The 24,833-nt window shown below is 60.2% G+C and carries 19 protein-coding genes; 11 read left to right on the forward strand and 8 right to left on the reverse strand.

All coding sequences use genetic code 11. The annotated features are described in order from the left end of the window. The first annotated feature begins 233 nt into the window (after positions 1-233). From dnaK to GG26_RS11730, 10 genes are all read left to right on the forward strand, one after another. On the forward strand, positions 234-2,042 hold the full coding sequence (gene dnaK / locus GG26_RS11685) for a molecular chaperone DnaK (protein WP_011429677.1): 1,809 nt from the start codon (positions 234-236) through the stop codon (positions 2,040-2,042). A 116-nt stretch (positions 2,043-2,158) separates the two neighbouring features. Next, complete coding sequence (dnaJ, locus tag GG26_RS11690) at positions 2,159-3,343, forward strand: molecular chaperone DnaJ (RefSeq protein ID WP_011429678.1); 1,185 nt, start codon at positions 2,159-2,161, stop codon at positions 3,341-3,343. Further along, complete coding sequence (locus GG26_RS11695) at positions 3,340-3,603, forward strand: sulfurtransferase TusA family protein (protein ID WP_414390756.1); 264 nt, start codon at positions 3,340-3,342, stop codon at positions 3,601-3,603. Before dnaJ ends, GG26_RS11695 begins: the two co-directional genes overlap by 4 nt. After that, complete coding sequence (rsgA, locus tag GG26_RS11700) at positions 3,600-4,691, forward strand: ribosome small subunit-dependent GTPase A (RefSeq protein WP_011429680.1); 1,092 nt, start codon at positions 3,600-3,602, stop codon at positions 4,689-4,691. The genes GG26_RS11695 and rsgA overlap by 4 nt, the downstream gene beginning before the upstream one ends. Positions 4,692-4,825: 134 nt before the next feature. Next, on the forward strand, positions 4,826-6,346 hold the full coding sequence (locus GG26_RS11705; protein ID WP_414390759.1) for a hypothetical protein: 1,521 nt from the start codon (positions 4,826-4,828) through the stop codon (positions 6,344-6,346). A gap of 398 nt (positions 6,347-6,744) precedes the next feature. Beyond that, positions 6,745-7,731: a pentapeptide repeat-containing protein gene (locus tag GG26_RS11710; RefSeq protein WP_168173314.1), complete on the forward strand. Its 987-nt coding sequence runs from the start codon at positions 6,745-6,747 to the stop codon at positions 7,729-7,731. Positions 7,732-7,830: 99 nt separating this feature from the next. After that, positions 7,831-9,354: a sensor histidine kinase gene (locus GG26_RS11715; protein WP_414390762.1), complete on the forward strand. Its 1,524-nt coding sequence runs from the start codon at positions 7,831-7,833 to the stop codon at positions 9,352-9,354. Between the two features lie 95 nt (positions 9,355-9,449). After that, the gene (locus GG26_RS11720) at positions 9,450-10,229 is read left to right on the forward strand and encodes a sensor histidine kinase (RefSeq protein ID WP_011429685.1); all 780 of its coding nucleotides are present in this window, start codon (positions 9,450-9,452) and stop codon (positions 10,227-10,229) included. A 64-nt stretch (positions 10,230-10,293) separates the two neighbouring features. Beyond that, the gene (locus GG26_RS11725) at positions 10,294-11,031 is read left to right on the forward strand and encodes a response regulator (protein WP_414390766.1); all 738 of its coding nucleotides are present in this window, start codon (positions 10,294-10,296) and stop codon (positions 11,029-11,031) included. A 737-nt stretch (positions 11,032-11,768) separates the two neighbouring features. Then, a complete protein-coding gene (locus GG26_RS11730) occupies positions 11,769-14,630 on the forward strand; it encodes a glycosyltransferase (protein ID WP_414390768.1) in 2,862 nt (953 codons plus the stop codon). Positions 14,631-14,637: 7 nt separating this feature from the next. On the opposite strand, the gene GG26_RS11735 is transcribed toward GG26_RS11730, so the two are convergent. From GG26_RS11735 to rnc, 7 genes are all read right to left on the reverse strand, one after another. Beyond that, a complete protein-coding gene (locus GG26_RS11735) occupies positions 14,638-15,171 on the reverse strand; it encodes a ribonuclease H family protein (protein ID WP_414390771.1) in 534 nt (177 codons plus the stop codon). 383 nt (positions 15,172-15,554) lie between these two features. Then, the gene (locus GG26_RS11740; RefSeq protein ID WP_099835615.1) at positions 15,555-16,655 is read right to left on the reverse strand and encodes a phosphotransacetylase family protein; all 1,101 of its coding nucleotides are present in this window, start codon (positions 16,653-16,655) and stop codon (positions 15,555-15,557) included. 198 nt (positions 16,656-16,853) lie between these two features. After that, on the reverse strand, positions 16,854-18,260 hold the full coding sequence (locus GG26_RS11745) for a TrkH family potassium uptake protein (protein WP_240527719.1): 1,407 nt from the start codon (positions 18,258-18,260) through the stop codon (positions 16,854-16,856). A 62-nt stretch (positions 18,261-18,322) separates the two neighbouring features. After that, a complete protein-coding gene (locus tag GG26_RS11750) occupies positions 18,323-18,982 on the reverse strand; it encodes a potassium channel family protein (protein ID WP_011429691.1) in 660 nt (219 codons plus the stop codon). A gap of 76 nt (positions 18,983-19,058) precedes the next feature. Next, a complete protein-coding gene (gene clpX, locus GG26_RS11755; protein ID WP_011429692.1) occupies positions 19,059-20,405 on the reverse strand; it encodes an ATP-dependent protease ATP-binding subunit ClpX in 1,347 nt (448 codons plus the stop codon). A 542-nt stretch (positions 20,406-20,947) separates the two neighbouring features. Further along, positions 20,948-22,969: an NAD-dependent DNA ligase LigA gene (gene ligA / locus GG26_RS11760; protein ID WP_011429693.1), complete on the reverse strand. Its 2,022-nt coding sequence runs from the start codon at positions 22,967-22,969 to the stop codon at positions 20,948-20,950. Between the two features lie 237 nt (positions 22,970-23,206). Further along, complete coding sequence (gene rnc, locus GG26_RS11765; protein WP_011429694.1) at positions 23,207-23,932, reverse strand: ribonuclease III; 726 nt, start codon at positions 23,930-23,932, stop codon at positions 23,207-23,209. Positions 23,933-24,023: 91 nt separating this feature from the next. Here rnc and GG26_RS11770 point away from each other — a divergent pair, with 91 nt between their 5' ends. Then, entirely contained in the window at positions 24,024-24,356 is a 333-nt protein-coding gene (locus GG26_RS11770) for a hypothetical protein (RefSeq protein WP_011429695.1), read from the forward strand. Between the two features lie 57 nt (positions 24,357-24,413). Here GG26_RS11770 and GG26_RS11775 read toward each other — a convergent pair whose 3' ends face one another. Beyond that, positions 24,414-24,689 carry a hypothetical protein gene (locus GG26_RS11775; RefSeq protein WP_414390781.1) on the reverse strand — a complete coding sequence of 92 codons (276 nt, stop codon included), beginning with the start codon at positions 24,687-24,689 and terminating at the stop codon, positions 24,414-24,416. Positions 24,690-24,833 lie beyond the last annotated feature (144 nt).

A 24,833-nucleotide genomic window follows, 5' to 3' on the forward strand; every position in this document is an offset into this window, starting at 1 on the left:
ACAGAGCGGGGCTTCCAGGACTACGTCCCGCTAGCGCGAACGGCGGATTAGCTAACCAAACTTGCTCACTTGAACCTTGACAAACAAAGCCGGGATAGCCTCAAAAAGGCTACAGTAAAGCTACGGAGGCGGAAGCGCCGCCTGAAGGTTTCTGCGGGATTCTGGGCAAAATGCTCTTATGAGATCCGTGGAATTGTCCTGGGTTGGGATTTGACGCACGGGGAGAGAGGGGTATGGGCAAAGTCATCGGGATTGACCTGGGAACCACCAACAGTTGCGTGGCGGTTTTGGAAGGGGGCAAGCCCGTGGTGATCACCAACGCCGAAGGAGGGCGCACCACCCCCAGCATCGTCGGCTTTGCCAAGAACAACGTCCGCCTGGTGGGCCAACTGGCCAAGCGTCAGGCGGTTACCAACGCCGAAAACACCATCTTCAGCATCAAACGCTTCATTGGCCGCACCTTCGCCGAAACTGAAGAAGAGCGCAAGCGAGTCCCCTACAAGGTGATCCCTGGCCGGGACAACATGGTGGAGGTGGTGGTGCAGGATCGCGCCTACACGCCCCAGGAGATCTCCGCAATGATCCTGCAAAAGCTGAAGGCCGACGCGGAGGCTTATCTGGGGGAGCCGGTGACTCAGGCGGTGATCACCGTCCCCGCCTACTTTACCGATGCCCAGCGCCAGGCCACCAAAGACGCGGGCACCATTGCCGGACTGGAGGTGTTGCGCATCATCAACGAACCGACGGCAGCCGCCCTGGCCTACGGGCTGGACAAACAAGATCAAGATCTGCGCATCTTGGTTTTCGACCTGGGTGGCGGCACCTTCGACGTCTCGGTGCTGCAACTGGGCAGCGGCGTGTTCGAGGTACAAGCCACCGCCGGCAACAACCACCTGGGCGGGGATGACTTTGACCAGAGAATTGTCGATTGGCTCAACCGCCAGTTTTTGGAGACGGAAGGGATCGACCTCTCCCGGGATCGCATGGCCTTGCAGCGGATGCGGGAGGCGGCGGAGAAGGCCAAAATCGAGCTGTCGAGCACCCAGGTTACGCTCATCAACCTGCCCTTTATCACCGCCGACGACTCCGGGCCCAAACACCTGGAAGTGGAGCTGACCCGCGCCAAGTTCGAGGAGTTGGTGCAGGATCTGGTGGAGGCTACTGTTGAGCCCACCGAGCAAGCTTTGCGGGATGCCGGCCTCTCCCCTGAGGATATCGACCGCGTGCTGCTGGTGGGTGGCTCTACTCGCATTCCCGCTGTTCAGGAGAAGATTCGGCAAATCTTCAAAAAAAACCCGGATCGCTCCGTCAACCCCGACGAGGCAGTAGCCCTTGGCGCAGCCATCCAGGCAGGGGTGGTAGGCGGAGAAGTGAAAGACCTGCTGCTGTTGGATGTGATTCCCCTCTCCATTGGCGTGGAGACCTTGGGCGGGGTATTCACCCGCATCATCGAGCGCAACACCACCATTCCCACCAGCAAAACCCAAATTTTCTCCACCGCCACCGACGGCCAGACAATGGTGGAAATCCACGTCTTGCAGGGAGAGCGGGCTATGGCCAAGGACAACAAGACCTTGGGCCGCTTTCAACTAACCGGGATCCCGCCAGCTCCCCGCGGGGTGCCCCAGATCGAAGTCTCCTTTGATATCGATGCCAACGGCATTTTGAAAGTCTCCGCCCGCGAGAAGGGGACGGGGATCGAGCAGAGCATCAAGATCACCAACCACGGCGGCTTGAGCAGCAGCGAGATCGAGCGGATGCGTCGGGAAGCCGAGGCCTACGCCGAAGAAGATCGGCGCCGGCGGCAGTTGGTGGAAGCCCGCAACCAAGCGGACAGCCTGCTCTACAACTACGAGAAGACCCTGCAGGAGCACGGCAGTCGCCTTAGCGAGATCTGCCTCCAGAGGGGGGCCCAGGCGGCGGGCACATTGAGGGCGCTGCTGGCAAATGATAACGTAGACTTAGCAACTTTACGGAATGCAATGGAAGAGCTGCGGGCTGTGCTCCTAGAGATGGGGAGTGAGATCTATGGCACTCGCTGAGGATACTCGGCGAAGGCTTTTGCTCAGCTCTGGGGCATGGCAGAGGGGCATTGCCTGGGCCATCCGGCAAGCTGTGTTTCCGGCGTCATTCGATCCTTGTTCTCTGAAGCGCTTCTATGGCTCGTGACTACTACGAAATCTTGGGGGTTAGCCGTGATAGCTCCAAGGAAGAGATTAAGCGCGCCTATCGTCGGCTGGCCCGCAAGTATCACCCTGACGTCAACAAAGAGCCAGGGGCTGAGGATCGCTTCAAGGAAATCAACCGCGCCTATGAGGTGCTCTCGGACGACGAGCTGAGGGCTCGCTACGACCGCTTTGGGGAAGCTGGGCTGAGCGGTGCGGCGGCTGCCGCCAGCGGGTTCCAGGATTTCGCCGGAATCGGTGGCTTCGCCGACCTTTTCGAGAGCTTCTTCACCAACTTTGCGGGAGGGGGAGTTGGCTACAGCCGCAGCCGCCAAGGGCCGGTACGCGGGGATGACCTGCGCTTTGACCTGAAATTGGAGTTTCTCGAGGCCATCTTCGGCGGCGAAAAGCAAATTCGCATCAGCCACTTGGAGGTCTGCCCGGTCTGTGGGGGCAGCGGGGCCAAGCCCGGCACAGATGTGAAAGTCTGCCCCACCTGTGGCGGCGCTGGTCAGGTGCGGCGGGCCACCCGCACCCCCTTTGGCAACTTTACCCAGGTCTCGATCTGCCCCACCTGCGGCGGTGCCGGCCGGGTGCTGGAAGAGCCCTGCTATAACTGCAATGGCGAGGGCCTCGCCCAGACCACCAAGAAGCTGCGCATCAACATCCCTGCCGGCGTGGACAGCGGCACCCGTCTGCGGGTTTCTGGCGAGGGGGATGCCGGTCGGCGCGGTGGCCCACCTGGGGATCTCTACGTTTACCTCTTCGTCGAGCCGGATCCCGACTTCCAGCGGGATGGTCTCACCATCTTCTCGCAGGTGCGGGTAAGCTATCTGCAGGCCATTTTGGGGGCTAAAGTCTTGGTGCCCACGGTGGACTCGAAGGCGGGCCTGGAGGAAGAGGCGGAGCTGACCATTCCGGCGGGTTCCCAGCCGGGTACGGTGCTAACTCTGGAGGGCAAGGGGGTACCTCGCCTTGGCAATCCGATGTTGCGGGGCGACCACAAAATCACCCTGGTAGTGGAGATTCCCACCCGCATCAGCTCGGAAGAGCGGGAACTGCTTATGCGCCTGGCCGAGTTGCATGGGGAACGCATCAACAAGCGGGACGGTTTCTTGGGCGGGCTGTTGCGGGGGCTGGCCCAAATGCCCGGCAACCGAGAGCGAGAAGAAGAATGACGGCAGACGCAATTCCCCCCCACGAGGTGAAGCTGGTTCTGGATCAACGCGGGATCCCCTGCCCGCTCAACTACGTGCGCGCCAAGTTGCGCCTAGAACGCATGGCGCCGGGGGAGGTGCTGGAGCTGTGGCTGGATGCAGGAGAGCCTCTGGAGCAGGTGCCCAAGAGCCTGACGATGGCGGGGCATTACATTGAAGGGCAACAAGCGGCGCCCGAGGGACACCACATCCTCTGGGTACGCCGTGGGAATTTGGCATGAGCCACCGGAGCGCCGTCCAAGAGGAGGGGCAGGGATCCACTTGCACTGGCTGGGTGCGCGCCGCCCAGGCCAACTTTTATCGCGTGCGCATCGATCCCGAGCTGGCTGCCCTTTTTCCTGAGATCGAGGCGCATTTCCCGGCCCAAAAGCCGATGCCGGCGGAGCTTCTCTGCACTGCTCGGGCCAAGCTCAAAAAAATGGGGCAGTCGGTGATGGTGGGGGACTGGGTGGAGGTTAGCTTACCGCCGGCTGCCGACTCTCTCTGGCCGGAGCGGGGGGCAATTGAGGCCATTCTGCCGCGGCGAACTCAGTTGCCTCGACCGGCCATCGCCAACATAACCCAAGTCTTGGTGGTGATGGCCCTGGCCGAGCCGGAGCCCGAGCCCAACGCCCTCAGCCGTCTGCTGGTGCAGGCCGAGGCCAGCCACCTGCGAGTTCAGGTGGTGTTCAACAAGTGCGATTGTGTAGAGGCGGCGGTGGCAGAGAGCTGGCGACAGCGTCTGCAGCGGTGGGGGTATGAGCCTCTATTGGTCAGTGCCCTTACTGAGGCAGGGATCCCCGAGCTGCGCCGCCGCTGTCGGGATCAGATTTCGGTGGTGGCTGGCCCCTCAGGGGTAGGCAAGTCAAGCTTGCTCAACCGACTCTTGCCGGCTGTTCAGCTGACCACCCAAGCGGTGTCAGAGAAGTTGCGCCAGGGGCGGCACACCACCCGCCATGTGGAGCTGTTCCCTCTGCCAGAGGGGGGTTGGATTGCCGACTCTCCGGGGTTCAATGCCGGCGAAGGGATCCCGCCGGTTTCCCCTCAGCAGCTAATACGTTGCTTTCCGGAAGTGCGGGAGCGGCTGGGCACCTGTCAGTTTCGCGATTGCTTGCACGATCGGGAGCCGGGCTGTGGGCTGCGGGAGCTGGACTGGGAGCGGCGGGGGTTTTACCTACAGCTTTTACATGAACTCCAGGAAGCGCAAGCGGCAAACTCTGCCCCAGCTTGCCCAGGTCTCAAGCGAAGGGGGGAGGGGCACCACCTGACCTGCCGTAAGCAGAGCCATCGCATCCTGACCGATTCCGACCTAGACTGGCAAGAGGATTGAGGCGGATAGAGCCTTTGGCCCTGGTTGATTGCCTTCGCCGCTTCCTTACATGATGATGGTAGGACCTCTTGACCATGCTCCTCCAGAAACGGCCTTTTAACCCCAAGGCCTAAAACTCCCACTGAGCAGCTCCTATGGCTCTCTCGGATCCCCTTCACCTTATCGTCCAAGAGGTGCAGCAGGGCGAGTACGCAGACCGGGTAAAAAAGCTGGTTTACTTCACCTGCACCCGCACTTGGACAAACGACGCTGTCAAGCTGAGCGGGGAGGAGCTAAAGGCTCTGCTGGAGCAGCTCTACCGCGAGCATGCGACCCTGGAGGACCTAGTCCGGCGTTTTCGCGACGCCATCAGCCAAATCAACAAGAAGGCTGAATACGCCCGCGTCGCCAAACTGCTGCTGAGCAAGCTCGAGCTCCTCTATCACCAGTCTCAATCGGATCCCGGCAGCCCTCTGACTGCTTCATCTGGGGATCTGCCGGCTTGGGTGGCGCCTGCGCCCAGCTTACCTGTGAGATACGGCGGCCTACAACTGCACAAGCAAGACTACGACCCGTTCGAGTTGCGGGCGGGGGTGATGCAGCAGACAAGTCCCTTGCGGGCCAAGCTGGTTTTGTTCACGGCTTTGCACCACAGGCTAGAGCCCACGGTGCAAGGGTTGGCGGCCCTACGGCGCTACAGTCTCGACGAGCTGCTCAGAGCCCTTTACGACGCCTGCAACTCCCCGCAGGAGCTGGAAGCGCGGCTGCAACAGGCGGTGCAGCAGCTCCAGGAGCCGGAGCAGGATAGCCAAGCAGCTAACGCCGTGCTGCAGATGCTGCAGCCTCTCTACGTTTACGTGTCCCAAGAAACAATGGCCGGTGGGGGGCTAGCTGCCGAGACTCTCGCCGCCGATCTCGATTGGCTCAATGGGGAAAATGCCGTCGGCACTGGCGGGACGGAGTCCAGCCGCATCACTTGGCTGGAGTCCGAAAGCCCGAACGAGGGGGAAGCGACAGCCGAGCCCCCTGCTTTTTCTGCTCCTGCCGTTCTGGCGTCAGAGCTTCCAGAACCCTGCCGCCAACTGCTGCACCGTAGCGCCGGGTCCCTGATGGCCACCATCGAGAACACCCTGAGCGAGTTGGGCAACGCCCTGGACGAAGGGCTGCAGGACGAGGATCCGGACCAATACCTGAGCCTCAAACACCAGGTGCTGCGTGGCCTTCTGAAAGACGTAGAGGGATCCGCTGCCCTGTTCAGAGGGATCCTGAGTAGGCTGGAGCAGTCGGAGTGGGGTTTGCTGCGGCCCGCCGGCAATGCGGGACAGCCAGGAGAGATGGCCGAGATGCCGCTTCAGGTGGGGGATCCCTATGCCGCTCTGCGGCAGGTGCTGGCCACCAGCGAGCTGGCCCGCCAAAAGCCCCAGTTGGAGCAGGAAGTGATGCGCTTGGTGCGGCGCAGCATTGGCGCGATCAAAACCGCCATTGAAAATGCCCTGAGCGAGCTGGGCCAGGCCTTGGACGAACAGTTCCAGAGCCGTCCCCTAGAAGAAGCCTTAGTTCTCAAGTACCAGACGTTGCGCGCCTTTTTGCAGGAAGTCGAGGAGATCTCCACCAAGTTCGCCGCTTTCTTGGCCCGCATGGAGGAGGCAGAGCGCCGTCTATTTGGCCTGGTTTGAAAACCAAGCCCGCCATTCTGGGATCCCGTCAACTCGCCTGAAGTCAGAGAGAGCTGTAGCTGTAGGAGCAGCCCCCCTCTCCCAGTGGGAGAGGGGTGGGGGGTGAGGGATGCCGCTTCGCCGCTGCCAACATCCAAGACAGCGCCGGGCGCGAAAGCCCTGACCCTCCTCACCCTTGAGGGCAGAGATTCTTCGGAGTCCCGAAACGAACCTTCAAAGGCGCTGTCCAACCGCTCTGCTGTTACCCTGGCGGCCACCCTACTTTTTTGGTCGCGCCGGCGAGGCCAAGTCCTTTGCCTTCCCTAGAGCCGATAATGCTGGCGCTCCAGTGCAGTGTCTCGCTTTAGAATGGCCATGAGCGCGGGATCAGCTCTCTTCCATGGATTCTATGGATGCCAATGGATGCCAAAGATCTGCTCCGACTGTACCGGGCAGGACGGGTTAACTTTGCAGGCGAGAACCTGGCCGCTCTGGATCTGAGCCGAGCGGATTTGATCGGGATAGACCTTTCTCAGGCCGACCTGCATGGTATCAACTTGATCTTTGCCTACCTGGGGCGGGCCAAGCTGCAGAAGGCCAACTTGGTGGGAGCGAATCTCAGTGGGGCCAACCTCAGCCAGGCTGACCTGAGCGAGGCAGATCTCAGAGATGCGCATTTGCACGGCACCACGTTGCAAGGGGCGGACTTGCACGGGGCTAACTTGACGCTGGCTCTGTTGATCGACGCCAACTTGCTAGAGGCGGATCTGCGCTGGGCCAACCTCACCAGCGCCAACCTGGGGGGGGCTTGCCTGCGGGGGGCCAATCTCCGTTTCGAGAGTCGCCGGGCAGCCGTGCTGCGCAGCGCCAATCTCAGCCGCGCCGACCTGAGCGGGGCCAACCTGGCGGGAGCGGATTTGACGCGGGCCGACCTAAGGGGGGCCAATCTCAAAGAGGCCAGTTTAATCGGAGCCCACTTACAGGGAGCCAACCTACAGCGGGCCTGTTTGCGCGGGGCCCTCCTCAGCAACGCCGACCTGAGGGGAGCTTCCTTTCTGGGCGGGGACCTACAGGGGGTGCAGATGGGGCGGGCCAACTTGAAGGAAGCCATGCTCAGCCAGGTCAACTTGGCGGAAGCCAACCTCAGCGAGGCAGATCTGGCGGGAGCCGATCTTTCCGCCGCCTGCCTGCGCTCGGCCAAGCTGGCGCGGACGGATCTGAGTCGGGCTAACCTGGCCGGGGCCGACCTGAGATCGGCCAGCCTGGTGGATGCCTATCTGGGCCGCACCAACCTGGAAAATGCCGATCTCCGCGAGGCCATCCTCACCCGCGCCGACCTCAGCACCGCCAACCTCGCGGGAGCCAACCTGCGCGGGGCGACTCTGCCAGATGGACGGATTGGGTGAGCAAGACGGGGATCCGCCCTGGAGAAGGTGAGGTTTTCCGCTGTCCTAGAAGCTCCACAACCGCTAGCCTACAGGGGAAGGGTGGGATCAAAGGGATCCGTGAACAGCCGCCGATTTCTGTCCTTGATAGAAGCCTTGTGGGCCGCTCTACCCTTGCCAGAATGGTTGCCGGGGGCGGGAGAGCGCTCTTGGCAGCAGACGGTGGCAGCCCTGCTCCAGCTATGGCAAGAGGTTGGACAGTTTGGCGTGGTGATCGGGGGGCCGGTCTCCTGGTGGCCCCCTTGGGTGGTGCAGGATCCCTTACCCCAACTGCCGCTGCCCATGGATGCGCTGCATCTTCCCCGCCACTCTTGGGAGCCGGCACGGGAACCCCCCTGGTTGTTCAGCCCGGATTTTTCCCCTGAGTCAATCCTCACCCCTGGGCAGACGGTGATCCCTCTCCTGCCGCGGGATCCACTGGTGGAGGAGCCTTTTCTGTTGCTGCTCACCCCTGTTTTTTCGGCAGTAGCTGCCCAGGGTCACCATCCCCACACCCGGCAGAGGGGGATGATGGTCTCTTTTGAGCCGGAGGTGATCCGACGAGCCTGGCAGAGCCTGGAGCAACGGGTTCAACAGGGCAGGCCAGACCGGCTGGCCGCTTGGCAGGAGTTGGCCCGCCACTATCCCCTGATGCAGCCGCATGTACGGGTGTTGGCCCGCTTCAGCAGCTTCCTTCTGCTGGGTAACCTGGCCGAGTTTGGATCCCCGCCCGCCCGCCTGCCCCCTGCCAGGGCAGAACAGGAGGCTGCCGCTGTGCCTCCACCGCCACCAGCAGCAAGGCAGATCCCGGCTTCTTCATCTTCCGCTTCCTCGCCGGCGCCTGAGCCTCCCGCCCACGGCCGCTCCTCCGCTCCCCAAGCCGAGCCAGAGCAAGCGGGCAGCCTCTCGGAGGCGGAGTTGTTGCGGGCTCTCATCCACGAGATCCAGACGCCCCTCAGCACCATCCGCACCTTGGTCAGCCTCATCCTGAAGCGGCGCGACCTGCCACCGCGGGTGCGGGAATACGTGGAGAAGATCGACCGCGAGTGCACCGAGCAAATCAACCGTTTCGGTCTGTTTTTCCAGGCCACAGAAACGGTCATGCCCGCTGCCACGCCAGGCGAGGGACGTCGGTTGCAACTGGAGCCGATTGCGCTGGTGGACTTGGTGCGGCAAAACCTGCCCCGCTGGCAGGAACAGGTGGAACGGCGGGGATCCCGCTTGGAGTTGGAGATCCCTGCCGAGCTGCCCGATGTGGTCAGCGATCCCAAAGCCCTGGAGGCGGTGCTATTTGGAATTATCGACCGCCTAGCCCGTAGTACTCCCGCTGGCAGCCGCATCCGCGCCCAATTGCTCAGCGCTGGCGAGCTGGTGAAGCTGCAGTTCCAGGTAAACACCCCCGAGGGGAGCGACACCCCTAGCCTGGAACTTAAGTCCCCTCAGCCAATTGGCCAGTTGTTGGTGGTGCAGCCAGATACCGGGGCCATTAGCCTCAGCCTGCCAGTAGCCCGAACCCTGTTCCGAGCTTTGGGGGGCTATCTCACTGTGCGCCATCGGGCTCGGCAAGGGGAAATTCTCAATATCTACTTACCCCGCCAGCTCTAGTCCGCCGGCCTGGAGCCGGTCTGAAGTGGCAAATCCCAGGGAGGATGGGGCTAGGATCGATTTGCTTGCTCCAGGAGAGTTGAAAGAGGGGATCCATGCCGAGAGCGAAAAAAGTTGCCGAACCTCACCCAGAGCCTGAGCCCGTCTGTGGGGGCGGGGATCCCAGGCCTGGCGGGGGGATCACTCTATCTGCCCAGCAGCTCTCCACCTTGCTCCACGAGATGCGCAATCCTCTAACCGCCCTGAGCACGCTGGCCAAGTTGTTGCAAAAGCGTCTGCCCCCCGACGATCGCAACCACTGGATTGGCCTGAGCATTGAACAGGAGTGCAAGCATCTGCAGGATCTGCTGGCGGAGCTGGAGCGCTTGGACGGGATCCCGGCTCCTCTCCAACTTCGGCCCCTCTCCTTGGCCGACCTGCTGCGGGAGTGGAGCCCTATTTATCAGGCCCTGGCGGAAGCGCAGGGACATCGCTTTCAGGCCGTTCTTCCCCCTTTCCTGCCGCCGGTACTGGCAGATCCCCGCGCCCTGCGCCAGGTGTTGGATAACTTAATCGACAACGCCTGCAAGTACACCCCGCCCCCCGGCGATATCCAGCTCAGGGTAGAGGTCAAGCCCGCCGAGGAAGCGAGAGGCTCAAGCGCCTCCTCTTGCCAGGAGGTGTGGATCGCCGTCTGCGACAACGGCCCCGGCATCCATCCTGAGAACCTGGAGCGGATCTTCGATCCGTTTTTTCGCGCCGATCCCTCCAAGCCGGGGCAGGGGCTGGGGTTGGCCATCAGCCGCGACTTGGCCGCCCAAATGGGAGGAGATCTCGAGGTGGAAAGCTCCCCCCAGGGCTCCTGCTTCCGCCTCAGATTGCTCACGGCCCAGTAGGGCTTAAATGGAGCAGGTATGTCTCTTCCAGCCAAAATCTTGAAAGCTATCCAGGAGCTGCACAATGGCCCCCTCCGCTCAAGCCAAATCCGAACCTGCCTCCGCACGGGCCCGCATCTTGTTGGTGGATGACGAGCCAGGCTTGCGGGAAGCAGTGCAAGCCTATCTAGAAGACAGCGGCTTTGAGGTGATCCCGGCTGCCAATGCCCAGCAAGCCCTGCAACTGCTCAGCACGACGCAGCCACAGTTGATTATTTCCGACATCATGATGCCGGGCATGGACGGCTACCAATTTTTGGCGCAAGTGCGAAAACTCGATCCCTACAGCCATCTGCCGGTGGTATTCCTCACCGCCAAAGGGATGACCGCCGACCGCATCCAGGGCTACCGGGCCGGCGTCGATGCCTACTTGCCCAAGCCCTTCGATCCAGAAGAGCTGGTGGCCATTGTCTCCAATCTCATCGAGCGCTCCCGCGCGGCTAGCCCCTCGGAGGTAGTGGCCCGCGAGCTGGCCTCGATTCGCGCCCTGCTATCGGAGCGAACTCTCCCCCCGACCATTCCCTCTCAGCCCCCCACCCCAACTCCTTTACCCCCACCGATTAAGGTGGAGCTGACACCACGGGAACAGCAGGTGTTGGAGAAGGTAGCAGAGGGTCTGATGAACAAAGAAATTGCCAAACAACTGCAAACCAGCGTGCGCAACGTGGAAAAATACGTCACCCGCCTCCTCAACAAGACGGGCACCAGCAGCCGCACCGAGCTGGTGCGCTACGCCCTCACCTACGGCCTGATCCGGTTGTAGTCCGCTTCCGTTACTTGCGCTCCCGCCTCCTGAACCAGCCGATCCCCAGCCCAGGCTTGCAGCTCCTTCGCCTCTTCCGGTTTGGTGGAAAAGGCCAGCGCCAGGGGCGCCGACGGAGGAACCAGCGCTGTCGCTGGCAGAACATCGTCAGGAAGCCTGAGCTGACAGGATCCCAGAAGCCAAGAGCTTCCAACCACAATCAAGAGAGGGGGAGAGTTTGGGGACGAAACTGGAGACGAAGCTGAGGCTGCGTGATAGCTACTTAGGCAGCTAGTGGTTGTAGCCAATCGCAGCACTTGGGCAGAGGCCCACGAAGCCAAGTTCTTAAGTAGAAGTTGCGCCTAGCACCATCTTCCCTTTAGCCTTAGCCAACCGAAGCGCATGGAATACTTGCCCCGTGCGCTACCGACGAGATTCCGAAGAGGTAGTTCTACCTTCCCTAGGAGTCCTCCCTTTTCCAAAAGTTGAAACCCTTGCTATGCTTGGGCAGAGTCACTTTCTCCGCCTGTAGGGAAGAGCACTAGAGGTTACTAGCTGTGACACAAGCCAAGAACTTCGAGCAGTTAGGAGCTTTATTTTGGCAAGGATCTTACTCTGACTTTTTTGCCCAAGCTGAGCAAGAAGGTATCCCCTCAATTCTCCTGGAGACCATTGCTCTATCCATTGCCCCTGAGTTTGCGGAAAGGTATGGGGGTGGATCTCCGGAAGGATTGCTGTGGCCACAGGCAAGGCGATTTTTGCAGGTTCTTTCGATTGTCTATCAGCCTGTTGCAGAACGCATGCGGCAGGAAGCCTTGAAGCTGCCTGCACGCGACTACCAGCGACTCCAGCTCCTGGGACACAGCCTTGACTACTTCACCAAAGCTGGGGAAGAGGATTCTGTGTGTCTAGTGCTGAAACAAATCCTAGAAGATTGGCCACCCGACGCTTTTGCCAACTCCCTTTATGATCCTCCGCTGGGAGAGGAGGTGGCGCGCCTGTGGCTATTCCAGATTACTCGATACCTTTATGACCTCTTTCAAGATGAACCTGATGCCTTTTCATCTCAAGTTAGTTCCCTCTATCATTTCTACTATCGAGAAGCTGCTGTTGCTTATAGTCATTGGGTCGGTCAACAACGAAAAAATGACTCTGCTCAGCCAGAGTGGTACATCCCACCAGAGATTCGACTGGATGAACCTTTCGGGACGGCTCTTGCAGAAATCTGCAGGGATTCTTCTCTGCAAGTGGTAGTCGAGATAGGAGCAAGTAGTGGCGAGGGATCCACAGCTGTTTTGCGATATGCCCTTCCCAAATCTGCTCGTATTTACAGCATAGAAGCTCATCCTGAGCGCTACAGGGAGCTGGCTAGGAGGGTAAGCAAGGATCCCCGCTGCATTCCCATTCACGCTGCTGCCCAACCTAGGATCGCTACAGTGGAGGAGGTGGAAGAGTGGTTGGAATCTGGCTCTAGCATTTGGGCTCCCTATGGCCGAGAGCAGGCTTTACAGTGGCGTCAGGGGGATGAAGATTTACTCAAGTCTGTTCCCACAGATGGGGCAAGCCGAGTTCCCAATCCCGATCTTCTTCTCATCGACGGTGGCGAGTTTACAGGCTGGTACGACCTGCAAGCTTTTTTAGAGCGGGGTGCTCGTCCCAAGTATATTGCCTTGGATGATATCCTTGCTTTTAAGAATAGCCGCCCCTTGAGGGAGCTTCCTAGCTATGGCTACCGACTCATTCGCTGGGGAAATGCCCGCAACGGCTTTGCCATCTTTAAGGATATTAAAGCTACCCTTCCTATTCATTTCTTCACCATTGTATTGGATGGACAACCCTACATTGAGCGCCACTACTCTGTCCTCTGTCAGTTGGATAGGTTAGGGATCCCCTGGCAATGGGTGGTGGTTGAGGGCGTTGCTGCCTTGCGGCATGACACAGGGTGGAGTTTGGCCAACGGTGGCCGGATCCCTGAGGAGTATGCTCAAGGGCACAGCTTAGATGGCACAGTTGAATACTTGAGAGACTTGGCGGCCAAGGATACCCGTGTTCGGCTGGTTCAGAAGCCTGATGGCCAGTTTTGGGATGGCAAAATCGAAATGGTCAGGGCAGCTCAGCCTGATTATCCCTGCTTGCTGTGGCAGTTGGATGCTGATGAGATTTGGACAGCTGAACAAATCCGACGGGTGCATCGACGATTTGAAGCAGACCCCAGTTTAGAGGCAGCTCAGTTCTACTGTCGCTACTTTGTGGGCCCCAATCTTGTGTTGGACAACAAAGGCAAGTGGGGCAACAACCCTCAGATGGAGTGGTGGCGAGTTTGGAGGTGGGATCCCGCTGAGTGTGAGTGGCAAACTCACGAGCCGCCCATATTAACCCGAAATGGACAGGTTCCTAAGAAGGTTTTGACTGCAGACCAAGCAGAAGCAGAGGGCTTAGTGTTTGACCACTATGCCTATGCGTTGCGAAAGCAGGTGGAGTTTAAGGAGTCCTACTACGGCTATCAAGGGGCCGTAAAAGCCTGGGAAGAGCTGCAAAAAGCGGAAAAGCCCTGCTCGCTGCAGCCCTTTTTCCCCTGGGCATACGGGGATCCCTTAGTGGTAGAGGTGCGGGAGCGTCTTCACCTGTTTGTGGATGGAGTGTTCTTCCAATTTGCCCAAAGTGGTATTGCCACGGTTTGGCGCAACCTACTGCGAGAATTGCCCCGCTTTGGGATTCGCGTTACTTTCTACGATCGGGGCGGCATAGGAGAGCTACCCCAAGGTGTGGAGAGAATGCAGGGGCATCCCTTTAGCTATGCCTACTGGGATGATCCTGAGTTGCGGCAAGCCTTTGCTTGGTCGGGGGCGGACGTTTTTATGAGCACTTACTATACCTATCTAGCTCCTGACGTTCCTCAGGTGCTCCTGCTCCATGACATGATCCCAGAGCTACTGGGTTGGGATCTGGCAGATCCCATGTGGCGCCAAAAGCACGCCGCCCTTGACGTAGCCACTCGCATCATAGCGGTTAGCCAAAACACGGCCCGTGACCTCCTTCGCCTAACTGGGAAAGAGGCGGTGGTAGCTCACCCCGGAGTTGACACCAGTGTGTTCAAGCCGGATCCCTCGGCTACCCCCAAACACTGGCTACTCATTCAATGCTCGCAAGGAACCTACAAACGACACGAGTTGTTCTTCGAGGCTTATCAGCAGTGGTCCTACAAGCCCTTTCCTGTCCTTTGCACCGATGGGTCGTTTGTTCCAGAGACCTACCGGCAAGCTGCAGCTCCTCAGCCTGTCTTCAGCGCTCGCCTAGATCTACAGGGCATGGTTCATGCCTACCAGAATGCTGTAGCTCTGGTTTACCCAAGTGCCTATGAAGGATTTGGGCTACCGGTATTGGAGGCCATGGCCTGTGGAACCCCTGTCATCATCTATCCCAACTCTGCCTTGGTGGAAGCGGGAGGAGATGCTGCGTTTTACGTAGAAGATTCCCTGGCAGATACGATGGCTCAGGTTTTGGATCCGAAGCTGCGCGCTGAAAAAATCAGCAAAGGCTTGGAGTGGGTCAAGTCTTTTACCTGGGAGCGCATGGCCAGAACGGTTCAGGAAGTCTTGCACTCTGCCGTGAGGCGATGAATTAGAATTACTTAGGTCGGGCGCGGGCGACCAGCTCATCCACATATTCGTTCCAGCGCAGACCCCGATGGGCCGGGATCCAGGCCACCCGCACCTGCGGGCACTGCTGCTTGAGTTGATACAGCTCCTGCACCAGATCCAAGTTTTCCACTGGCCCTGTGCGCCGCCGCCATCCCTGGGCTGCCCAGCGCTCCATCCAATCGTTGTAGGTCTGCACGCAAAGGTGGGAGTCGCTGTAGATGGTCTCTACCGCGTTGCCCAGCGTATCCCGGCAGTATTGCAAGGCCCGAATGAGGCCGGTCAATTCCATACGGTTGTTGGTGCTGGCGAGATCCCCTCCGTAAAACTCATCCACAATCTGGTCATCCTCAACCACCACCACCGCCCATCCCCCTGGCCCTGGATTGGGGGAACAGCCCCCGTCGGTAAAAATGCCACTAGGAGGGCAATCGGCCAGCCGTGGGGGAGGTGCTACTTGGCGGTTGCCCGGACGTAAGCTCTTGGCCATGATGGGATCCCTAGCCGACACCGGCAACTGCATTCTACCCCCTGGAGGGCCTGTCGGCGCCGTCGTGGCTGGAAAAGTATCTTTTCGCGCTACCGGCAGCATAAGCCTGTAGAGGCATCAGAAGCCGAGTTATTTGGCCAAACAGCGCGAATAAAAACCCCCAGAAAAGCTGGGGGAGGAGTGGTGTGTTGAGGTGATGAATACTTGCATGATATCTCTTGAAGCCGGTGGGTAGCCGCAAATGGCAAACGATCTCTGCGTTTTCTTGCAGAAATCATTGCAAACGGGAGCAAGCGCCAGACACTAGAAATCAGGACGGTAGAGAAAATCTGTTCCCCCTTGGTTACAGATAGTGTTTCTCATCTGAACATATGCCTTACTAAGGGCTAGATGTAGAGAAGCCCTAGATAACTTTTTTATGCACCTGCTGCCGACGCTAGGGATTGTGTCAGGCCCAGATGGGCATAAAGGCGGGAAAAGTCAAAGTTTGCTGACATTAACTCCTGGATGCAGCGAACCTTAACCTCCTCGTGCAGGCGGATCTGGCCGAAAACCCGCTCGATGCGATTGATGGTGGTGAAGGTATCCAGATCCACGGAGAGGATCGGCACTTCCAGTTCTTCGGCCCGCGCCCGGATGCGGGGATCCAGAGGCAGCTTGCCGGTCAAGATTAGGCAGAGGGTGGAGGTTTCCAGGGCGGCCAGTTGAATATCGGTGCGGTCGCCGCCGGTGATCACCGCCTTGTGCTCCAGCTTGCGGAAGTACTTCAAGGCGGAGTTGACGTTCATCGCCCCCACCGCGATGTCTTCGACCATCAAGTCCATCCGATCCGGGCAGCAGAGCACCTCGGCCTCCAGTTGCCGCGCCAGCTCCCCAACGCTGATGCTGCGCAAAATGCGGTGGGAGGGCAAAATGCCCAAAACCGGGATCCCTTGCGCCTCCAGAAAGGGTCGAACGATGGTCTTTGCCGGCTCCATCTGGTCGGGTGGCACATCGTTGAGCAGCACGCCGGCCAAATGGGATCCCAGTTGGCGGTGGGCAAAGAGAAGAGAATCGACCGCCAAAGGGGAATGGTAGCGGCTGATCAGCAGTACCTGAGCATCCAGGGCTTGGGCCATTTTGGCCAGGGAGAGGCCGAACAACTCGCCCTCGTAGAGATCGGCCGGGCCCTCTAGCAGGATCAAATCCGCAGCGGATCCCGTGGCAAACTTCAGCAGAGGGGCGACAGAGCGCGCGGGATCTGGCTCCCCCGGAGACTGCTGGATATGGGTCAGCAACGCCTCTTCGTCGAGCTGGAAAAGCATGGGTGGCATCTGGGTCAGCCGCAGCGTCTCCGCTACAAAGCGCATATCCGGGTCTATCCCTTCCGGGGATCCATCCTCCCGGGCGCAAGATCCGAGCGGCTTCCCATAAGTAATTTTCACTCCTTGTTGCTGCAGATGCTTGGCCAAACCCAAGACAGCCGCCGACTTGCCGCTGAAAGGTTCGGTAGAACCGATTAGGAGGAACTTGGACACGGAAAGCTCCCAATACGCAAGGGACAACGAGGGTGTAGCTGAGGTTACCTGTTACTCAGTCTAGCGGAGGCCGCTTGGGGGAAACCTCGGGGCTGCCTCCGAGGGAAGCTGGAGATTTCCCGGCGGGGCTGTGAGCTGGGGAACCACCTCCAACCTCTGCTCTCCCCCTTTGGATTTCCTTGTCCTCTGGTCAGGAGATTACCCGATTAAAATTGGCTCTTCCGGGTAGATCACCAACTGACGCGGTTGCTGCTGGGCCAAAGCCAGGACAATGGTTAACGCCCCCAACCGGCCCCAGAACATCACCAAAACGATAATCAGTTGGCCGAACAAATTCAGCTCCCCCGTGAACCCCGTCGAGAGGCCACAGGTAGCAAAAGCGGAGATGACCTCGAAGAGCACCGGATCCAGCCTGCTGTGGTGGTGGGTAATTAAGATCAGCCAAGTTGCCAATAGCACCACGAACAGAGAGACGGTCAACACCGCTGCTGCCTTGCGCACCATCGAGGGATCCAAACTGCGCCCCGCAATCTGGGCGCTGGGCAAACCGCGGGCATAGCCCCACAAGGCCAACACCAACACTGCCAAGGTGCCGGTGGTGATGCCACCCCCCATGGAAGCCGGAGCTGCCCCGATAAACATGAGAGCCATCAGCAACAACTGACTTGCCGGGGTCAAATCCTCAATGGGGATCCCGGCGAACCCGGCGGTACGGGCCGAAACCGATTGAAAAAATGTCAGGCCCAAGCGGCGGGGCCAGCTTACCTCCTGCAAGGATCCCTGGGGCAAGCTCTCGGCCAAGAACATCCCCAGTCCGCCCGTGCAGAGCAAGACCACCACCACGACCAGGGTGATGCGGGTGTGCAGAGAGGGGCGGTGGCCCCGGGGCCAAGTTAGCAGATCCGACAAAACCGGGATGCCCAAGCCGCCGATAAAAATCAGAGCCGCCAAGATCGCCAGCGACAGGCCATCCGTAGGGATCCCTTCGGCGCCAAATAGATCAAACCCCGCATTGCAAAAGGCCGAGACCGCGTGAAAAATCGCCAGAAAAACTGCTCGCTCCGGCCCGTAGAGATCCCGCCAGTGCACCCAGAGCAGCAAAGCTCCGCCCAGCTCAATCAGGGTGACCCCGATCAACACCCGCCGCGTCAATTCGAGAATAGCCCCCGGATCGATCAGGCCCAGCGAGTTGCACAGCGCCAAGCGGTTGAGCAGGGAAATGCGCCGCCCGAGCAGTTGAAAGACCACCACCGCCAGCACCATGAAGCCGACCCCGCCAATTTGGATCAACAGCAGCAACACGATCTGGCCGAACAAAGTGAGATCCTCCGCCGCCACAATCGTCGAGAGACCCGTTACGCTCAGGGCGGACATGGCCGTAAACAGCGCCTCATTCCAGCTCAAGGGATCCCCGCGCCCAATTCCCGGCAGCATCAGTAGCAAAGTCCCCACCACCGCCAGCAGGCCCAACCCCGCGACCAGGCGCAGGGGCGGCGGCAGCGGGCGACGCCTGTCCCCAAAAAAGAGCCGGTGTAAGCGACTGGCCGGGATCCAAGAGGACTGAGGCAGCGTCGGGCGAGGGGTTCCTGAAGATCGGGGAGACACCCATCCCTCAGCCCCCTCGGGTTGCGGCGGCGGGACGCAGCCCTCTCTCATCGGATCCCCCGTTACATCTCGTTCAGCCGCGAGATGTTGGTATTGGCCCCCAGCACCACCAGCAGATCCCCCTTCTCCAGCAGGTAATCTGCCGGGGGAGAAACCACCAACGATTGTTTTCGCTTCACCACCAAAACTGTGATGCCGAAGCGGCGACGCAAGTCCGACTCCGCCAGCGTATGGCCCACCAGCGCCTCCGGCACCTCCAGCTCGGTGATGCTGTAACCCGGCTCCAGCTCCAATTGATCTAGGATCCCTGGTGCCGTCAGCACCTGAGCCAAACGTCGCCCCGCCTCCTGCTCCGGCAACACCACCCGATCCGCTCCCACCCGCAAGAGAATCGAGCGTTGCCGCTCTGTCGAAGCCTTGCAAACCACGTTGCGCACCCCCAAACTCTTGAGGGCCACCGTCGTCAACAGATTGCTCTCGAAATCGCTGCCGATGGCCACCACCACGGTGTCGAAGGAGAGAATATCCACCGCCCGCAGGGCATCCTCATCGCTGGAATCCAGCGCCACCACCTGCGTTAGCTGATCCGCCAGACGCTGCACAATCTCCCGGCTGCGGTCGATCCCCAAAACATTGTGCCCTCGCTCCATCAGCGTGAGGGCCAAGCTCGTGCCGAAGCGTCCCAGACCGATCACCGCATACTCGCGATCCGCCCGCCCCATGCGCCCCCTTGCCCTTCCTTGCAAGACCAAACACTGATCATATGCCAACGCAGCGGGATCCAGCAGGGCTGTGACCCTAGGCAGACTCAGGTTTAGGCAGGGTGGAAGGGTGAGGGATCAGCTCGTGCGTGGAACGGCGCTCCACCATCTCGGCCGTGATGCGCACGTATTTGATATCCCGGCGAGAGGGAACCTCGTACATCACGTCCAGCATTAGCTCTTCCACAATGGCCCGCAGCGCCCGCGCCCCCGTTTTGCGACGGTAGGCTTCCTTGGCAATGGCAGAAATGGCAGCCGGCTCGAACTCTAGCTCCACCCCGTCCATGCGCAACAGCTTCTGGGCCTGCTTGAGGATGGCATTTTTAGGCTGCGTCAAGATGGCCTCGAGGGCCTTCTCGTCCAGGGGATCCAGGGTAGCCACCACCGGCAGCCGCCCTATGAATTCTGGGATCATGCCGTACTTGATCAAATCCTCCGGCTCCAGCGCCTTGAGGGCATCGGCCAGGCGTTGCTCACGGGTAACTGCTAGCTGCTCCCCTGGCTTGATAAAGCCCATCGACTTTTTGCCAATGCGCTGCTCGATCACCTTCTCCAGGCCGACAAAAGCGCCCCCACAGATGAAGAGAATGTTGGAAGTGTCGATTTGAATGCAGTCTTGGTAGGGGTGCTTGCGCCCTCCCTGCGGAGGCACGTTGGCAATAGTTCCCTCCAGCATCTTCAACAAAGCCTGCTGCACCCCTTCGCCGGAAACGTCGCGGGTAATGGAAGGGTTTTCGCTCTTGCGGGCAATTTTGTCGATTTCGTCGATGTAGATGATGCCGCGCTGGGCTTCTTCCACATCCATGTCCGCCACCTGCAGCAGGCGCAACAGGATGTTTTCCACATCTTCGCCGACGTAGCCGGCTTCGGTGAGGGTAGTGGCATCGGCAACGGCAAAGGGCACATCCAACATGCGGGCCAGGGTTTCGGCCAGCAGGGTTTTGCCGGAGCCGGTGGGGCCAATGACCAAAATGTTGGACTTTTGCAGTTCCACCTCATCCAGCTCCGCAGCTCCGAGGCTGTTGGGGTTGGCCTTAGCAGCCAGCCGCTTGTAGTGGTTGTAAACCGCCACCGACAGAACCTTCTTGGCCTTCTCTTGGCCAATCACGTACTGGTCAAGGTAGCGCATGATCTCGCGCGGCTTAGGCAACTGTGCCAGAGAAGGCAAGCTGCGAGAGGATTTTCTAGGGGTTTCGCGACGGCTGGCAGCAGGGGCTGTGGCAGGTGGGGTATTGCCGTCGTAGAGTTCCTCCTCCAAAATCTCGTTGCACAGCTCCACACACTCGTCGCAGATGTAGACCCCCGGCCCCGCAATCAACTTACGCACTTGATCCTGGGACTTATTACAGAAGGAGCATCTCAGGTGGGAGTCATGCTTGGCCATGGGATCCTCGTTGCTGTTTGCTCTTGGCTATTGTGTTCGGCGAATTCCAGGAAAGACAGGACGCTCTGGTGCTGCTTAAACGTGGGGCGCGGCCGCAGAGGCGTAGGAATACTGAAGGGACAGAACTTACTGACCTACTAGTCTAGCACTTCCTTCCAGCTTGTGGGCTTCCTAAGCCGGCTGTAGAGGATAGCTCTGCGGCGATTGGATAGAAAGTTGATAAGAAAACCGCCCGACTCGACGTCGAGCGGCGGATGGTGTGAGGAGTGAACGGAAACATGCGTCTCCGCTACTCTCATGATAGTGGAATGTTCCTAACTCTGGCAAAGACGGTCGTCGGAAGCAAGTGGGCTTTTTGGTTCGGTTGGATACCCTCTGGAGCGGAACCAGGGTAGATCTTGAGCACCAAAAAGGGGAAGGGACTGTCCGTGTTTCGTCCTCTTCCCCCTCTGGCGTCCACTCCTCACAGAATCGCATGATAAACCATCGCCAGGGCGAGGACAAGCCGGCCTTCCCAAATTTTTTCTCGTCAAGGATGGAGATCACTTCGGATCCAACGCCAGCAGCTCCGCCTCGCTCAGGAGAGGGATCCCCAAAGCCTGGGCCTGCTTGAGTTTGGAGCCGGGATCCGACCCTACCACCACATAGTCGGTTTGGCGGCTGACGCTGGCGGTCACTTTGCCGCCGCGGCTTTCAATCCAAGCCTTGGCCTGCTGGCGGGAGAGAGTAGGCAGGGTGCCGGTGATGACAAACTTCTTCCCAGCCAGAACCTGGGAGACGGCAGGGGCCGCTTGCCGGGGCAGGGCAGGGATCCCCAGCTCCCGCAGCTCCTGCAGCAACTTCTGGTGGGCGGGATCGGCAAACCAGGCCACCACCGCCTCGGCAATTTCCGCCCCTATCCCGTAGATTTGGGCGATGTCTTCAGCCCTGGCCTGGGCCAAGAGTTCTGGGGCGGGGAAATGCTGGGCCAAAATCTGGGCGGTCACCACCCCCACATGGGGGATCCCCAGCCCGTAGAGCACGCGCTCCCAGGGCTGTTGACGGGAGCGCTGGATGGCCTGCACCAGCTTCTGGCTGGAACGGGATCCCATCCCCTCCAGGCTCTCCAAGTGTTCCGGGGTGAGGCGGTAGAGATCGGCCACGGTGCGCACCCCCAGCTTTTCTACTAACTGGGCCACCCGCTTTTCCCCCAGGCCCTCGATATCCATGGCGTCGCGGCTGGCCCAGTGCTGCAGTTGCCCCCTGATCTTGGCCGGACAAGCTGGGTTGGGGCAGCGGGTTATCGCCTCGCCGGCAGGGCGAACCAAAAGGGTGCCGCACTCGGGACAGTGGCTGGGCAGGCGGTAGGGAACGGCATCGGGGGGGCGCAGCTCCTTGAGGATCCCCACCACCTCAGGGATGATCTCCCCGGCCTTGCGCACGATGGCGGTGTCGCCGATGTGGACATCCAGCTCTTCCAGGCGATCGGCATTGTGCAGGCTGGCGCGGCTGACGGTGGTGCCCGCCAGAAGAACCGGCTCCAGCTCCGCCACCGGCGTGACGGCTCCGGTGCGGCCTACGCTGGCCACGATGGCGCGAATGCGGGTGGGGACTTCCTGGGCAGGGTATTTGAGGGCAATGGCCCAGCGGGGGAATTTTTGCGTAAAGCCGGCCTCCTCTTGCAGCCGCAGGGAGTTGAGCTTCACTACCACACCGTCACAGGCATAGGGAAGCTGGGCCTGCCGCCACCGCTCGTAGAACTGGACCACCTCCTCGAGGCCCCGGCACACCTGGGACAGAGGATTGACGGGCAATCCCAGGTCTTTTAGCCGCTGCAGACACTCCCACTGGGTTTGGGGGGGATCCCCGCTTGGCCACCCCTCCGGCCAGTGGAGGGCATAGGCGAAGAAGCTGAGCTTGCGGGCGGCAACCACGCGGCTATCCAACTGGCGCAAGGTGCCGGCGGCGCAGTTGCGCGGGTTGGCAAAGGGGGGATCCCCGGCGGAGCATCGCTCCCGGTTGATGCGCTCGAACTCAGCAATGGGGAGATAGGCCTCTCCTCGCACCTCCAGGACCGGCGGGGGAGCGGCGGTTGCCAAGCGCAGGGGAATAGAAGGGATGGCGCGGATATTGGGGGTAATGTCCTCACCTGACTGTCCATCGCCGCGGGTGGCCCCCCGCTGCAGCAGCCCATCCACATAGGTAAGAGCCAGGGCAGCGCCGTCAATTTTCAGCTCGCACACATATTCCAGCTCCCCTTCCTCAGGGGTGCGCCCCAGAACCCGCCACAGGCGCTCTTGCCATTCCTTTAGCTCTTCCAGGTTGAAGGCGTTTTCCAGACTGTAGAGGGGGATGCGGTGGGAAACGGTGGGGAACTGCTCGGCGGGCTTTTCCCCTACCCGCTGGGTGGGGCTGTCGGGGGTGATGAGCTCGGGGTAGGCCCGCTCCAGCTCCTGCAGCTCGCGGTAGAGGCGGTCGTAAACGCTGTCTTCCAGAATGGGGGCATCGTGGACGTAGTAGGCAATGCTGGCCTTCTGCAGCAGAGCGCGCAGCTCGCGGGCGCGCTGTTCCAATTTTGGATCCATACTCTTGTTGCACCGTTGGCTAGGTCTAGCTTAGGTTCAACGCTCTCATCTCTCTCAGGCTGCCGCTGCTCTGCCCCCTTGTCAGCCTAACCCCCAAAAAGCTGGGCAATGCAGATCCCAGCTTGCAGCTGCAGGCGAGATGAGGCGAGAACTCCCCGTAGAAGCGGGCTGGCGGTGCCGGAAGCAGAGGCCGGCTACCACAGCGGTTGCCACCCATGGAGCGCCTCGTAGTGGCGCCTACCTTATTTCCTGCGACTGCAAGTGCCCGTAGGCTTGGGCCGCAGCGGCCATTTCTGCCGCCTTTTTGGAGCGCCCCTCGCCGCGGCCCCAACATTGGCCGTGGCCCCAAACTTCCATGGTGAAGTGCGGCGGGTGTTCCCGGGCAGCCACCAGACGATATTCCGGCAAGGTGCCCCATAGGCGTTGGGTCAGTTCCTGCAGCGCGGCTTTCGGGTTGCGCCGAGTGGGATCCTGGAACCACTGCTCCACCCGTTGGCGAAAGTAGGGATCCAGCCAAGGATGCAGCCGGGCCAGGGTGTGCATGCCCCAGCTCAGGTATAGGGATCCCAACACCGCCTCAAAAGCATCGGCTAAGCGCCGCTCCCGTCCGGCCAGGTCGTTTTGGGAGCTGGATCCCACCTCAAGGTAGCGCTCTAGGCCATGCAGATCCGCCAGTTCCGCCAGGTGGGCATCGCTGATCAGATCCGAGCGAACTGCGGTCAGCTCTCCCACCGACAAGTGGGGATAGGACTGGAACAAGAACTCAGTGGCCAAAATGCGCAGGACAGAATCCCCTAAGAACTCCAGCCGGTCGTTGTTGCGCTGGCCATCCAGAGAAGGGTGAATCAAAGCTTGATCCAACAGATCCCAGCGCAGTTGCTCCAGCCAGGCGGGATCCTTGAACCCCAACCGGTTCAGCAGGTGCTCTAAGGCGCGGCGACGAGGTGGGATCGGCTCAACCATAAAACCTGCGGCAAAATCTCTACACCTAGAATGCTCTCAGTGCTCACCTTGTGCTACAGGAGTAGTATAAGCCTTTGGAGAGGATCCCTGCATGCATGCCCACGCCCACCCTCGCACTCCCACCACCGAGATGGAGGTGACCAGCATTCGTCTGGAGCGGGAACTGAAGCAACGACTGAAGGCGTTGGCCGGCGGCCAGGGCTACCAGGCCTTGATCCGCGAAATTCTCTGGGGCTATGTCTTGCGCCACTCTCAAGAGGCTGCCACCCTCACCGCCGAGGATATTCAGGCCAGTTTCCCCGCCACGGCTCAGCGGCCCCAGCGTTGCGCCCTCACTGGCCAGGCCATCCAGCCACAGGAGCCGATGCTGCTGGGGTTGACTACGGACGGGAAATTGGTTCCCCTCAGCCCTGCCAGCCTCTGATTCTGGAACTCGAGTTAGTCCAGAGAGCCCTGGAGCAACCGACTCGACCGGCTTCTGCTAAGTTCCGCGGATTTCTCGATATCTTCTGGCGCGTTCTTCGGCGGGATCAGGGGCTTGCGCCTTGGCAACGGCCTCTTGCAGTTGTGCCATCACTGCTTCTGGGGGGTCGGCAGAGCGGACGACGTAGAACATCAAGTTAATGGCTTCGGCGGCCGTCAGCTTAAGGTTCTCTTTTTCTTTTGGCACCAGCGCGATCTTGCCGTCTGTTGTCGTAATCGCCGTATGGGATCCTTTGGCAAGAATCTCCCCAGCTTTTTCCAGAGTGACAAGCATATCCGTGCCTGATACATTTACGCTGAACACTGCTAAGCATTATCGCTCAACGGTGCAGCGATAGCATCCTGCCCACTGCTGAACAGGATGGCGGTATCCCGCAAAGCTCTGAGCATAACACCCAGAGCGCCTTGCCAATCTCGT

Source organism: Synechococcus sp. 'PEA 65AY6A-5F PE A' (genome assembly GCF_047462575.1).
Taxonomy (GTDB): Bacteria; Cyanobacteriota; Cyanobacteriia; order Thermostichales; family Thermostichaceae; genus Thermostichus.

What these genes read in the sequence shown, in the direction of transcription:
- dnaK (WP_011429677.1), top strand. Translation starts at nt 234, where the DNA reads ATGGGCAAAGTCATCGGGATTGACCTGGGAACCACCAACAGTTGCGTG.
- dnaJ (WP_011429678.1), top strand. Translation starts at nt 2,159, where the DNA reads ATGGCTCGTGACTACTACGAAATCTTGGGGGTTAGCCGTGATAGCTCC.
- GG26_RS11695 (WP_414390756.1), top strand. Translation starts at nt 3,340, where the DNA reads ATGACGGCAGACGCAATTCCCCCCCACGAGGTGAAGCTGGTTCTGGAT.
- rsgA (WP_011429680.1), top strand. Translation starts at nt 3,600, where the DNA reads ATGAGCCACCGGAGCGCCGTCCAAGAGGAGGGGCAGGGATCCACTTGC.
- GG26_RS11705 (WP_414390759.1), top strand. Translation starts at nt 4,826, where the DNA reads ATGGCTCTCTCGGATCCCCTTCACCTTATCGTCCAAGAGGTGCAGCAG.
- GG26_RS11710 (WP_168173314.1), top strand. Translation starts at nt 6,745, where the DNA reads ATGGATGCCAAAGATCTGCTCCGACTGTACCGGGCAGGACGGGTTAAC.
- GG26_RS11720 (WP_011429685.1), top strand. Translation starts at nt 9,450, where the DNA reads ATGCCGAGAGCGAAAAAAGTTGCCGAACCTCACCCAGAGCCTGAGCCC.
- GG26_RS11725 (WP_414390766.1), top strand. Translation starts at nt 10,294, where the DNA reads ATGGCCCCCTCCGCTCAAGCCAAATCCGAACCTGCCTCCGCACGGGCC.
- GG26_RS11735 (WP_414390771.1), bottom strand. Translation starts at nt 15,171, where the DNA reads ATGCAGTTGCCGGTGTCGGCTAGGGATCCCATCATGGCCAAGAGCTTA.
- GG26_RS11750 (WP_011429691.1), bottom strand. Translation starts at nt 18,982, where the DNA reads ATGGGGCGGGCGGATCGCGAGTATGCGGTGATCGGTCTGGGACGCTTC.
- clpX (WP_011429692.1), bottom strand. Translation starts at nt 20,405, where the DNA reads ATGGCCAAGCATGACTCCCACCTGAGATGCTCCTTCTGTAATAAGTCC.
- ligA (WP_011429693.1), bottom strand. Translation starts at nt 22,969, where the DNA reads ATGGATCCAAAATTGGAACAGCGCGCCCGCGAGCTGCGCGCTCTGCTG.
- rnc (WP_011429694.1), bottom strand. Translation starts at nt 23,932, where the DNA reads ATGGTTGAGCCGATCCCACCTCGTCGCCGCGCCTTAGAGCACCTGCTG.
- GG26_RS11770 (WP_011429695.1), top strand. Translation starts at nt 24,024, where the DNA reads ATGCATGCCCACGCCCACCCTCGCACTCCCACCACCGAGATGGAGGTG.
- GG26_RS11775 (WP_414390781.1), bottom strand. Translation starts at nt 24,689, where the DNA reads ATGCTTGTCACTCTGGAAAAAGCTGGGGAGATTCTTGCCAAAGGATCC.